This window comes from Massilia sp. ZL223 (genome assembly GCF_018119395.1).
Classification (GTDB): Bacteria; Pseudomonadota; Gammaproteobacteria; order Burkholderiales; family Burkholderiaceae_D; genus Telluria.
Map to the genome: position 1 here is coordinate 1 of NZ_JAGPWD010000022.1, position 12,698 is coordinate 12,698.

Sequence of the window (12,698 nt, forward strand, 5' to 3'; positions counted from 1 at the left end):
GGCCGAGCGCGGCGCGCCCGGCGTGTAGCGGTAGCCGCTCTTGTTGATGCTGGCCACGTAGCGCTCGTCAGCCAGATTGTAGACGTTCAGGCGCAGGTCGATGTTGTCGTTGAGCTTGTACGACGCCATGGCGTCGAACACCCAGTAGGACTCGGTGAAGGCCGGGGTGCCGATGGCGCCGTCGGTGCCGCGCTTGAGCTTGTCGCTGAAGCGGGCGCCGCCGCCGATCTTCAGGCCGAAAGGCAGGTCGTACGAGGTCCACAGGGTGAAGGACTGCTTGGGCGTGTAGCTCAGGCTGTTCTCGCCGGAGGCCGTGACCATGCGGCCGCGCTCGACGCTGGAGTCCTGGTACAGGTAGCCCGCGCTGACCAGCCAGTTGGTGGCCAGTGCGCCGGTGGCGCCCAGCTCCACGCCCTGTACGCGCTTGCGGCCGGTCTGGTGCCAGGTCAGGTCGACCGGATCCTGCTCGACTTCGTTCTTGACCTCGGTGCGGAACAGCGCGGCGGTCAGGGACAGCTTCTGGCGCAGCAGGTCCAGCTTGCCGCCCACTTCCTGTGTCGTGGTCTTCTGCGGATCGTAGATCGGGTTCTGCGCGTTGTTCAGGTTACCCGACACGGTGAAGTTCGCGCCCGGCGGCTGCTTGGAGCTGGCCACCATCGCATACACGCTGCTGTTGGCGGTCGGCTTGTACAGCAGCGAGGCCTTGCCGTTGACCAGGGTGTCGGACACGGTGAAGTGGGTCGGCACGAGCACGTTGTTGGTCAGGGTGACCACCGAATAGTCGCCCTCGTAGCGCTCGGCGCGCACGCCGGCGTTGAAGATCCAGCGCTCGCCCAGCTTGACGGTGTCGAACACGTACACGGCCTGGGTGTCGATATCGCCCTTGTTGTAGGCGCCGGTGCGGCTCGGCGCGAAGCCGGTGACCGGATCGGCCGGATTCGGACGATACAGGTTGGCCGCCGGCAGCGAACCGAGGCCGGTGCGGCCATAGCTGATCTGGCGTTCGTTGGCCAGCTCGAGGCCGCCGACCAGCGTATGCGCCAGCGCGCCGGTCGCGAAGTCCGCGGTCAGGGTGGTCTGGTTGGTCAGGATCTTGTTTTCCTGATCCTTCGAGGTCCGGGTGCTGCGCGCCACGGTCCAGGTGGACGGGTCGTTCTGCACCGGGGTCTGCAGGTTGACCGCGTTGGCCAGCCAGGCGCTCAGGATGTAGTCCTGGCGGGTACGGCCGTAGCGGCTGGTGTTCTGCAGGCGCAGGCCCGGCGAAAACTCGTGCTCGACGCGCACGGTGGCCATGTCGGCCTTGATCTTGTCGAAGTCGCTCCTGGAACCGTAGAAGTTCTCGGGATCGACCGGCGCCGCGGCGCCGATGAAGGCGCGGGTCGGGTCCGGGCTGCTGTAGCCAGGCAGGCCCACCGTCGAGACGCCGCCGTCCGGGATATTGTCCTGATCGACATGCAGGTAGTCCAGGTGCACGCGGGTCGCGCCGTTCAGGCCGAAGCCGATGCTCGGGGCCACTGCCCAGCGCTGGTTCTTGACCACGTTGCGCGCCGGATTGCCGGCTTCCTGGGCCATCACGTTCAGGCGCAGGGCGATGCCGCGCTCGGCGTTGAGCACGGTGTTGAGGTCCGCGGTGGCGCGCTTCTGGGAAGCGCTGCCGACGGTGGCCGAGGCCGAAGCCGCCTGCGCCATATGGGCCTTCTTGCTCACCAGGTTGACCGAGCCGGTCGGCGCGCCGCGCCCGGTGTCGGTGCCCGCCGGGCCCTTGAGGACGTCGATCTGCTCCAGGTTGAAGACGTCGCGCGAGATCGAGCCGACGTCGCGCACGCCGTCCACGAACACGCTGCCCGAGGTATCGAAGCCGCGCATGAAGATCGCGTCGCCGGTATTGGTGTTGCCGTTCTCGCCGAGGAAGAAGGCGCCGACGCCCGGGGTGTTGCGCAGCGCTTCGGTCAGGGTCTGGGCGCCCTGCTGCTCGAACAATTCCTTCTTGATGACCTGCACGGTCTGGGCGGTGTCGACCAGTTTCTCGGTGTACTTGGGCGAGGAAGCATGCTCGGCGCGGAAACCGTTGGCGCCCTGGCCCACCACAGCCACGGTCGCGGCCGGCTTGACGTCGTCCGGCGGCGGCGCGACGTTGTCCGCCTGGGCGGCCAGCGGCAGCAGGATGGCCGCCAGGGCGGTGCCCATCACGTGGGGGTTGGCAGGCAGGCGCTTACGGCTTTTTATTGCTTTCATTACAAACCTTCTCTCGACAAGTGGACGGAACGATCGATGACTGAACCTTATGGGATGGCAGCATTGTAAAGAAAAAGTAAAGCTAAGTAAACGAGAATCATTCTTATTCTCATGCGCGTTAAGTAAAATGCGGGCGAATGCGTTCGGTTGTCCGGAGCGGTATCATCGCTGGACCATTTGGTGTCTCACTCGACAAGGAGAACGGCATGGAAACTCAGGAACTGCACCGCGGGCGGCTGATCGACCATATCCAGCTGGTGGTGCGCGACTTGCCGGCCTCGCAGGCGTTCTACGAGGCGGTATTCGAGGTCTTGAAGGTGCCGATGGGCGGCACGGGAGAGGGGTATTTCTGGGCCGACGAATTGTTCGTCTCGACCGCCGACAGCGAGGCGGCCCAGGGCGTGCTGACCGGGCGCCACCATCTCGCCTTCCAGGCCGAGGACCGCGCCATGGTCGACGCCTTCTACCGGGCGGCGCTAGCGAATGGCGGCAAGGACAACGGCGGGCCGGGCGAGCGGCCCTATCACCCCGGTTATTACGCGGCCTTCGTGCTCGACCCGGACGGCAACAACATCGAGGCCGTGCACCACGGCGCAGCGCAGCGCAGCGCGCCTTCCGTGAAGATCACGTTCTGAGGGGCCAGGGCAGCCTGCAGCCGCCCTGCCCGCCGCGTCAACGAATTCCGGAAGCGCTCGCGTCCGAGGACCGGCGGTAAGGGGTGGCGGGCGGCGCCGGCGGTGCATAGTAGCCGCCGTTGCCGCTGTAGCTGCGCTGGCTCTCGCGCTGCTCCGCGGCCGCGTTCCCCTGGGCGACCAGGACGTTGACGCTGTCGACGAAGTCGTTCACGCGCCTGCGCTCCCTGACGATCTCGCCGGCAAGCTGCTTTTCCAGCGCGGCGGCCTGTTCGATCAGCTTCAGGTTGTCGCGGCTGGCGACCCTGCCGAAGCGTCCCCATGCTTCGTCGGGCAGGCAATTGCGCCCACGCTTCATGGAGCAGGTATAGGGGTGAGTCCGTTCCGCCCTCTCCACATAGACACCGAACTGGCCGGCGTCGAGACTTGGCATGCCGTTCACCATCGATTCGACCCTGTCCATGCAGGCGCGGTAGGAATCCGTGCGCTGGCTCAGGGCGTCGATCACGCCGTTGTTCAGGTGCGGAACCTGGTAGTTGAAACTGCCGCAGCTGGCCGACAGCGGCTTCATCGCGCGCGCACGCTCGATCATTCCGCCCAGGCTGGCAAGCGGTGCGTCGTCCACGACCACCGTCAGGTATTTGGCCGGGTTCGCATCGAACTCCGCCCACGCCGCCTTCAGGCTGCGCGCCACTTCGGCATCGTTGCCGGCAATGCGCTGCGCCAGGTCGGCCTTGCGCCCCTTGTGGTCCTCGACTTCGGGCCGGATCTTCTCCAGGCAGAGCTTGCGTGCCTGCCGGATTCGCCTGGCATTCACCTCCAGCTCGGCTTCCACCTCGTTCGAGGCGAACGAGGCGACGCCTGCAGCGACGTTCTCGCCAGCATAGGTGTACGCGCAATCCTTCAGCAGGCTGGCATAGCGTTCCGCCGGATCTGTCTCGGTTTCGCCTTCGAAGGCGTATCCGGCCTTCTGCCAGCCATCCATGCCCGCGCGCAGCCAGTAGACCTTGCTGTACCCGGCCTGCACCATGTTGGCCGCGGCAAGCTGCGACAAGGCGCAATGGGTGTGGTGGCAGTACACCAAGACCGGCTGGGTGCGCCGCCCCTGGGTCAGCTTGCCAAGATCCTCGGCCAGCTTGGCAAGCGCGGCCGGGCTGTTGCCTGCCGCCCAGGGCATGGGGATCGCGCCCGGGAGCTTGCGCTGATCGCCGACCGCGGCGACCACGGTCAGTTCCGTGCCGAGCTTTTTCATGAGGCAGCGGGCTTCGCGCGGCGAGACCGTCACGACGCCTTCGATGGTGGCCGGCGTTTCGCCACGCGCGCGCCGCTCATACTGGGTTCCCTGGGCTTCCTGGCCCGGGCTGCAGGCGGAGACGGCGGAAGGAAGGTCGGCTGCCCAGGCGGCGCCGGACAGGGTTGCGCTCGCGCCCAGGAAGAGGAGCGAAGCGAGAGAGAAAGCGCGGTTGATCATGTCATTCTAACAATTTAAATTTCCACCATTCATTTTATATGTGGGGTGGATAAAATCGCTAGAAATTTAAGCAGCCTGCCACAGAGTGTGGACAAGCGCATACACAGGGCCATGCACGGTGCAGGAAGGCGGCCGGGCTTCGGTCCGGCCGCCCGGGCGCTTATTTGCGGATGGCGGCAATGACCCTGGTGGCGAATTCGGCCGGGTTGCCCGCGTGCCAGCGCCATACGATCACCAGGTCGTGGTCGGGCGAGACCAGGATGGTGTTCTGCCCTGCCCCCAGCGCCGCGTAGGCGTTCGGCGGCAGGCCCGGCAGGTTCTTGCCCTTGGTATTCAGCCACCACAGGTAGCCGTAGTCCGGGCCGTGCTCGCTGGGCGTCAATGCCGCCTGGACATAGGCCGGAGGCACGATCTGCCGGCCGTTCCATGCGCCGCCGCGCAGCCACAGGTAGCCGAAGCGGGCCATGTCCCAGCTGTTGATCCACATGCCGCCACCCCATCGTGTGCCGCCGCTGACGGAAGGCGCCTGCTTGCCCTTCAGTTCGACATAGCTGTTATGGTAGGGAACCCATTTCCAGGTGCTGGAGGCGCCGATCGGGTCCATCACCTGCTCCTGGAACACCTCCGGCACCGGCTGCTCGAACACGCGCAGCAGCGACAGTGCGAAGCGGTTGATGCGCACGTCGTTGTATTCGTAGAAGCCCCCCGGTGCCTTTAACGCGCGCGGTTTGCGCTCGCCGGCGCCGAACTCCGTCTTGCCGACGAAGTCGCCGTTCTTGCCCCACATGCTGCCTTCCCACTCGGATTCCTGCTGCAGGTGCTGCTTCCAGGTGACCTGCGCATTGTGGCTGGTCGCATAGCCGCCGTCGTTCACGCGCCTGGCGACCGGCTCGTCGACGCCGAGGCGGCCGTCGCGCACGGCCACGCCGGCGACCGTCGCCAGCATGCTCTTGGCCACCGAATAAGTCGGATCGACAAACTGCGTATCGCCGAACTCGGCCACCACATAGCCCTTGTAGATCACCAGGCCATTGGTGCGGGCGCGCTTGGTCGGCATCGAGCCGAGGCGCGTGCCGAAGGTGGCTTCCTGGTCGGAGAAATCGAGGGCGCGGGTGGTCTCGTGCGATTGCGCATACTGCACCGCCGCCGCCAGGGCCGCCGGGTCCAGGCCCAGCTGTTCAGGCGATCTGCGCGCCCAGTCTCCCGCAGGCGGGAAGTAGGCCGAGGCAGCGGTGGTGGCAGTGCCGGGGGTGCCGCAGGCAGGCAGCAGTATGGCGACACCGAGCGCCAGCAGGCAGCGGCGCGACAGATTCGTCATGGATTGGTCCAGGTGGAATAAGGATTGCGGATCAGGCTGGAGTTGTAATAGCGCTTGTCGCCGGTGACTTCGTGGCCGACCCAGGCTGGCCGCTCGAAGGCGGTGTCTTCGGAGGGCAGCTCGATCTCGGCCACCACCAGGCCCGCGTTCTCCCCCAGGAATTCGTCGACTTCCCAGACGAAGCCCGCATGCTCGATGCGGCGCCGGGTCTTCTCGACCAGCGGACGCTCGCACAGGCGGTCGAGCAACTCGGCCGCCTCATCCAGCGGGATCGGGTACTCCCATTCACCGCGCGTGGCGCCGATACTCTTGCTCTTGATGGTCAGGACGCCCTGCCCGCCTTCGATGCGCACACGCACGGTGCGCATCGGGTCGGCGCACAGGTAGCCCTGGCGCAGCAGCACGGGCTCGCCGAGCGAGCGCCAGTCGTCGCCTACCAGCAGGAACTTGCGCTCGATCTCGAGGCCCATGGCATCAATCCAGCGATTGCAGGATAGGCTGCAGGATCGCCGCGCCGAGCGCCGCGCTGCGGGCGCCGTTCCAGCCGGTGTGCGGATCGGGCAGGTCGGCGTTGTCCTTGAACGGCATCTCGAGGGTGAGCGAGAGGCACTTGAAGGTGTGGCCGATGTATTTCGACGCCAGGGTCAGCAGCTCGTCGTTGTACTTGCTGGCCGCGTAGCCGTACACGTTCTGGAAATCCGGGCTGGACGCCATGTACTGCTCCACGAAGGCCTTCTGGCGCGCCATGCGTTCCGGCGTGAAGTCTTCCAGCATCTCGTTGCCGGCCACGAAGTTGTAGGGCAGCGCCTCGTCGCCGTGGATGTCGAAGAACATGTCGACGCCGGTCTCGTGGATCTTGTTCTTCACGCACAGCACTTCCGGGCTGCGCTCGAGGCTCGGGGTCATCCACTCGCGGTTCAGGTTGGCGCCGGCGGCATTGGTGCGCAGGTTGCCGCGTACCGAGCCATCCGGGTTCATGTTGGGGACGATGTAGAACACGGCGCGGGAAAGCAGCTTGCGCGAGATCGGATTGGCATTGTCCAGCAGCGCATCCATCATGCCTTCGACGAACCACTCGGCCATGGTCTCGCCAGGATGCTGGCGCGCGATCACCCAGATCTTCTTTTCGGCCTGCGGATTGCCGATCACGACCAGGTTCATGTCGCGGCCGTCGACCGTGGTGCCGATGTCGTGCACGCGCGCGATCGGGTTTTCGGCGACTTCGCCCAGCAGGCGCAGGTGGCGTTCCCAGGTGTAGGGCTCGAAGTAGGCGTAGTAGACGCTGTCGAGCTCAGGGGTATGGTTGACGGTCATGACCTGGCCGTCGAAAGAGGTCGGCACGCGGAACCAGTTCTCGGTGTCGTAGCTCGCGGCCACCTGGTAATCCTCGAAGCCCTTCGGGTAGGTGGCCTGGCCCGCGTTCAGGAAACGCATCGTGCAAGCCTGGCCGCGCGCGCCCTGCAGGCGGAAATGGAACCACTGGTGGATGTCGGCGTGTGAATCGCTGCGCAGATTCAGTTCGATCTGCTTGGGGTGATCGGCGCGGACGACGTCGATGGCGCCGGAGTCGAACATCTGGCTGATTTTGATGGGCATGGAGGATCCTTTCGTGGCCGAGTCAACAATACCGAGCATATTACCGAGGATCGTGCCGCGGGCAAAATGCCGAATGGCGGCCGCCGGACCGGCCCCTGCCATCCGGCGCCGCGCCTTGCCTAGATTACTGGGCTTCGAGGTCGATCAGGTCCTTGGTGTACAAGCCCATGATCTGGCGCATCAACTCGACGTTGGCGCGGTCGAGCACCACGGTCAGGTCTTGCTTGCTGTCGAGGACGAAGTGCATGCGCAGTGCGCCCGGCAGTTCCTTGCAGTTCACGTACTGCGCGCGCGGCGTGTAGGGATTGTCCCAGTCGTGCTGCGTGATCGCCGGGCCCGGCGGCGGCGCGACCAGGCTCGGATCGCGGTTCACCGGCAGGTGCTTGAGCAGCCAGAACACGATGGTCGCCGGCACGTAGATGGCGAGGTCGCTGGCGCCCTGGGTGGAGAACTTGGTCAGCAACAGGTTGCCGACACGGTCGCACGACATGGAGAGGCTCTTGACTTGACGGATAACCGCTGGTTTCACGACGTTGTTCCTTAGGGAAGATTGAAAAAGGCGCAGCGATTCTACCGCATCCCATCGGCGTTTTGTGTGGCCAGAAAGCCAATGTCAGGAGAGAAAGCAGGAAAGGGATGGCCAATAACAAAGCGGGAGCCTCGAAGGCCCCCTGCTGGATGTGGTGTCAGCCTGCCGCGACGTCCGGCAGGCCAGGCAAGCGGCTGACCTTGCCGGCTTACTCTTTCGAGCCGCCGCGGTTGCCGCTCGACGAGCTTTGGCGGTTGCCGCCGCTCTTGCTGCTGGTACGGGATGCGCCGCCGGCGCTGGCGCTGGCCGACTGGCGATTGCCGTGGCTCATGCTGCCGGCACGGCGTGCTTCTTCCGAAGTAAATTCGTGTGCCGTTCCTTTTGCGTGGGCAGCCTTGCCGCCCTGGCTGGCGATCTCGCGCTGGCGTGCCGGATCCATCGAAGCGAAACCGCGATTGCGGGTACCGCTGCTCTGGCTGCTGCCGCCCTGATTGCCGCCCTGTTTGCTACCTTGATTGCTTGAGGCCATGATGGTCTTCTCCCTGTTCGCTTTTAGAAACCGCCGCGTCCTGCGGCAGGCTTAACCCGGCTTGCGGCAAAGCGCCGATGAGCGAGGGTCGAAGTCATCTTAGGCACGGGTGATGGATGAGGGTATAGGACGTTTTCAGATGACTTTGTAGGACTACACGCGACAGAAAATGCAGTTGCGAAAATGTACTTCCAGTCGTCAATAAAGGCGCAGCCAGCTGATCAGAAGCAGTCCTACACAGCCCCCCTACGTCTTCCTATACATAGCAGAGGGAGGGACGAGCATCATGGCAATATCAGGCGGTGCTTGTCTCGCGCCGCCACCATTCCAACAGGAGGCCAAGATGGATGCGAACCAACGCAGCGAAACCAATAACCAGACCAACAATGGCGCCAACGAGAAATGGACCCCGGGATCGAAAGGTAATACCACGAGCGGGCCGAACGATCACACCTATCCGAATGGCGACACCATGCAGCAGGTGCAACCGGGGTCGGGCTTGGTTGGCGCCCAGCAGGCGGACCTGAATCCGGGGGCGTCGGAGCAGAACTGGTTCAACCGTGACGACAGCAAGTTCCCGACGACCGGCGGCGACCTGCATGGCGGCTCGATGCAGAGCCAGCAGACCGGCGGTTCCGGTCCGCAGCAGGGTATTACCGACAGCCACCAGCGCCAGATGGAGATGCATTCGGAGGCCTGGGGCCTGCTGGAGCAGCCGGTTGGCCGCCGCGACAAGCACGGCGGCGTGGACGTCCACCCGCATACGGGCAACAGCCAGGCCGTGCATGACATGAATCCCCAGAATATTAACCAGCCTGAGCTGCAGGGCGGCTCGCTGGGTCACCATCACCACCACTACGACGCGCCGCAGGTGGTCGGCGAGTCGCCGCTGCGCAGCGCGCAGGCCGACCTGTCGGCGACGCCGCACGAGGAACTCTACGGCCGCGACCAGGTGCATGCGCCGCGCAATGCGATGCAGGCCGGACCGCGGAACATGCAGTCGGGTGGCGGGGAGCAGCAGTCACGGCAGTCCCAGCAGGGTGGCGGCATGCACTCCGGCAGCATGCAGTCCGGCAGCAGGCAGTCCGGTAGCGCAGCGTCAGGAAGCGCCCCGTCGGGGAGCGCTCCATCGGGCAGCGCGTCTTCGCGTGGCGTACAGCCAGGCAGCATGCAGTCGGGCAGCGTGCAGTCCGGCAATACGCAATCGGACAGCGGCCAGTCCGATCAAAGGGAGTACGCCAACGAGCAGCGAAGCGGCGGCCACTCCCAATACAGCGCCGACCGTGACGGTTCCCAGACCGGTGAACAGGCTCGCGACAAGGGTACCGAAGATGTCCACCTGTCGAACGACGTCGCGGGCGGTTTGCCGCGCAGCCCGGGCAACAGCGGCCCGCGCAGCGACAATCCGGGCTGGAAGCCAGGCGGCAGCATGCAGCGCGACCCTGCCGTGCATGAATCGAACGACACCATCGGCGGCCTGCCGCGCAGCCCCGCCGGCGCCAACCAGCTGGCGGGCGACCGCAAGATGGATGACGACACCGGCTTCTCGCGCAAATAAGGCGTGACCGGCCTGATATAAGCCGGGTGTTTGACGACGTCCCCGCAAGCATGGGGCCGTCTGGCGGGGAGGTGCACTCCACTTGGCATGCACCTCCCCGCTTCACTTCTCCCGCTCATCCCGCCATGGCCTGCGCCTGGGGCAGCCGGGATGGAAGGCCGGTCAGGCCCCGGTATAACTGGTCTTGACGGTCGTGAAGAACTCGACTGCGTTGGTCCCCTGCTCGCGCGGTCCGAAGCTCGACGCCTTGGTGCCGCCGAAGGGCACGTGGTAGTCGACGCCTGCGGTCGGCAGGTTCACCATCACCATGCCGGCCTTCGCATTGCGCTTGAAGTGCGTGGCATGCTTGAGCGAGGTCGTGCAGATGCCGGACGTCAGGCCGAACTCGGTATCGTTCGCCAGCGCCAATGCATGCTCATAGCCCTTGGCCGGGATGACCGAGGCCACCGGCCCGAAGATCTCTTCGCGCGCGTGGCGCATGCCCGGCTCGCAGTCGGCGAACAGCGCCGGACTCAGGAAATAGCCGTCCGTGTCGCGCTGCAGGCGCTCGCCGCCGCACACGAGGCGTGCGCCCTCGCCTTTCGCGATCTCGATGTACGACAGGTCCTGCTCCAGCTGCGAGGCATCCACGACCGGGCCGATGTCGATGCCCTGCTGCAGCGCATGGCCGACCTTGAGCGCCGCCATGCGGCTTGCCAGTGCATCGATGAACTTGCCGTAGATTTGCTCGTCGACGATCAGGCGCGAGGACGCGGTGCAGCGCTGGCCGGTCGAGAAGAACGAACCCTGCAGCGCGGCGTTGACGGCCACGTCCAGGTCGGCGTCGGCCAGCACCACCAGCGGGTTTTTGCCGCCCATTTCCAGCTGGACGCGCGCACGGCGGCGGGCGCAGGCGAGCAGCACGCGCTCGCCGGTGGAGGTCGAGCCGGTGAAGCTGACCGCATTGACCCGGCTGTCGTTCAGCATGGCTTCGCCCACCACGCGCCCCGGTCCCATCGCCAGGTTGAACACGCCCGCCGGCAGGCCGGCGCGGCTGATGATCTCGGCCAGCGCCCAGGCGCTGCCCGGCACCAGTTCGGCCGGCTTGAACACGACCGTGTTGCCGTAGGCCAGTGCCGGCGCGATCTTCCAGGCCGGAATCGCGATCGGGAAATTCCATGGGGCGATGATGCCGACCACGCCGACCGGCTCGCGCGTGACGTCGACGTCGATGCCCGGGCGCACCGAGGCCAGGTGGTCGCCGCGCACGCGCAGCGCTTCCTGGGCGAAGAACTTGAAGATGGCGCCGGCGCGGCCTGCCTCGGCGATCCCTTCCGGCAGCGTCTTGCCTTCCTCGCGCGACAGCAGCGTGCCCAGTTCCACTTTGCGCGCCAGGATCTCGGAACCGATCGCGTCGAGGGCGTCGGCGCGCTGTTGCACGCCCGACAGGCCCCAGGCCGGCGCGGCCGCGTGCGCGGCGGCCACCGCCAGCGCGGCCTGCTCCGCACCCGCGCTCGCGTACTCGTCGATCACGTCACTGCGGTCGGACGGATTCCGGGTGGTGGTCACGCCTGCGCCGTCGATCCACTGGCCATCGATATACAGTTGTTTCATGCTCGGTCCCTGCTTGTCATGTTGTTCACAGGCGGCAGTGTAACAAAGGTCGCCAGCATACCCGTCCGAAATGCCTTCCGCGGTCCTGTCCAGCACAGCTTTTGATCCACATCCAAGCTGCTCCGCCGGGCAGGAACCCGGCAGTAAGCAAGCACTCGAACCGCACTCGACACCCTCGTGAACATGCCCTGCGGGGCGCCAGTCCGGCACGGCGGACGGTGCGCTTGCAAGCATCAGCGGAGACCACAATGTCAGCAACGGATGACGCACTGATTGCCGTTTCGGTCGTACTGCCGGCGTGCGGCCGCATGGACCTGCTCGACCGCAGCCTGGATGCGCTGATGCGGCAGAGCCTGGACCCGCGCAGCTACGAAGTCATCGTCGTTGACGACGAACCGAACCACAACACCCTGCACCTGGTCGCCGGCTGGCGCAGCCGCACCCTCGAGCGGGGACCGCGACTGGCCTACGTCGCCAACCCGGGGCCGCGCGGTCCGGCGGCGGCCCGCAATCGCGGCTGGCGCGCGGCGCGCGCGGCGATCGTCGCCTTCACCAGCGACGACGCGGTCCCGGCCGCCGACTGGCTGGCCCAGGGACTGGCGGCCTTCCGCGACGATATCGACGTCGTTTGCGGCCGCATCGAAACGCCTGCCCATGCCCATGCCCATGATCGGCTCGATTTCACCAGCGCCAACTGCTTCATCCGCAAGCCTGTCCTGGAACGCATGGACGGGTTCGACGAACGCTTCAGCGTCCGCCGCGGCACCGACGCCGACCTGCATTTCCGCCTGCTGGAGAGCGGCATCCAGGTCAAGCGCGCGCCGCAGGCGCTGGCCGAGCATCCGATGCGCCCTGCGCCCTGGGGGGCGAGCCTGCTGCAGATTCGCCACGCCGTCTTCGACGCCTTGCTGTACAAGAAGCATCCGGCGCTCTACCGCCAGAAGGTCGAACCGCGTCCGTGCTGGGAGCACTACGCCACCGTCGCCGTGCTGCTGCTGGCGCTCGCGGCCCTGGCAGCCGGCGCCAAGGCCCTGGCCTACGCGGCTGGCGCCGCCTGGCTGGTCCTCACTGCCCGCCTGTGCGCGCAGCGCCTGCGAGGAAGCACGCGCACTCCCTCGCACGTGGCCGACGTGATCCTTACCTCGATGCTGCTTCCGCCGCTGGCGGTATTCTGGCGGCTGGCCGGCGCGGTGCGCTACCGCGTCCGCTTCGCGTGAGTCCGCGATGCCAGGACTTC

At 66.1% G+C, this 12,698-nt stretch carries 11 protein-coding genes; 3 read left to right on the forward strand and 8 right to left on the reverse strand.

Translation table 11 applies throughout. The features are described from left to right. Positions 1-2,235 (reverse strand): catecholate siderophore receptor Fiu (locus tag KBW95_RS14385; RefSeq protein WP_211528592.1); only part of this gene is annotated, 2,235 nt, incomplete at its 3' end. A 206-nt stretch (positions 2,236-2,441) separates the two neighbouring features. Here KBW95_RS14385 and KBW95_RS14390 point away from each other — a divergent pair. Beyond that, positions 2,442-2,870, forward strand: coding sequence for a VOC family protein (locus KBW95_RS14390; protein ID WP_211523422.1), 429 nt, complete (start codon positions 2,442-2,444; stop codon positions 2,868-2,870). 37 nt (positions 2,871-2,907) lie between these two features. Here KBW95_RS14390 and KBW95_RS14395 read toward each other — a convergent pair whose 3' ends face one another. The 6 genes from KBW95_RS14395 to KBW95_RS14420 all read right to left on the reverse strand — a co-directional run bounded on the left by KBW95_RS14395 (position 2,908) and on the right by KBW95_RS14420 (position 8,310). Beyond that, complete coding sequence (locus KBW95_RS14395) at positions 2,908-4,338, reverse strand: rhodanese-like domain-containing protein (RefSeq protein WP_211528593.1); 1,431 nt, start codon at positions 4,336-4,338, stop codon at positions 2,908-2,910. A gap of 160 nt (positions 4,339-4,498) precedes the next feature. After that, complete coding sequence (locus tag KBW95_RS14400; RefSeq protein ID WP_211528594.1) at positions 4,499-5,656, reverse strand: serine hydrolase; 1,158 nt, start codon at positions 5,654-5,656, stop codon at positions 4,499-4,501. Then, positions 5,653-6,126: a CYTH domain-containing protein gene (locus KBW95_RS14405; protein WP_211523419.1), complete on the reverse strand. Its 474-nt coding sequence runs from the start codon at positions 6,124-6,126 to the stop codon at positions 5,653-5,655. The genes KBW95_RS14400 and KBW95_RS14405 overlap by 4 nt, the downstream gene beginning before the upstream one ends. Before the next feature lie 4 nt (positions 6,127-6,130). After that, a complete protein-coding gene (locus KBW95_RS14410) occupies positions 6,131-7,252 on the reverse strand; it encodes a M14-type cytosolic carboxypeptidase (RefSeq protein ID WP_211523418.1) in 1,122 nt (373 codons plus the stop codon). A gap of 124 nt (positions 7,253-7,376) precedes the next feature. Beyond that, on the reverse strand, positions 7,377-7,742 hold the full coding sequence (locus KBW95_RS14415) for a hypothetical protein (protein WP_211523417.1): 366 nt from the start codon (positions 7,740-7,742) through the stop codon (positions 7,377-7,379). 247 nt (positions 7,743-7,989) lie between these two features. Then, entirely contained in the window at positions 7,990-8,310 is a 321-nt protein-coding gene (locus KBW95_RS14420; RefSeq protein WP_211523416.1) for a KGG domain-containing protein, read from the reverse strand. Positions 8,311-8,653: 343 nt separating this feature from the next. On the opposite strand from KBW95_RS14420, the gene KBW95_RS14425 reads away from it, so the two are divergent. Then, entirely contained in the window at positions 8,654-9,868 is a 1,215-nt protein-coding gene (locus tag KBW95_RS14425) for a hypothetical protein (RefSeq protein ID WP_211528595.1), read from the forward strand. Between the two features lie 162 nt (positions 9,869-10,030). Here the strand turns inward: KBW95_RS14425 and KBW95_RS14430 are convergent, their stop codons facing one another. Continuing rightward, the gene (locus KBW95_RS14430; RefSeq protein ID WP_211523414.1) at positions 10,031-11,461 is read right to left on the reverse strand and encodes an aldehyde dehydrogenase family protein; all 1,431 of its coding nucleotides are present in this window, start codon (positions 11,459-11,461) and stop codon (positions 10,031-10,033) included. A 248-nt stretch (positions 11,462-11,709) separates the two neighbouring features. Between KBW95_RS14430 and KBW95_RS14435 the strand changes: the two genes are divergently transcribed. Next, positions 11,710-12,678, forward strand: a complete 969-nt coding sequence (locus tag KBW95_RS14435) for a glycosyltransferase family 2 protein (RefSeq protein ID WP_229429760.1) — start codon at positions 11,710-11,712, stop codon at positions 12,676-12,678. The last annotated feature ends 20 nt before the right edge of the window (positions 12,679-12,698 follow it).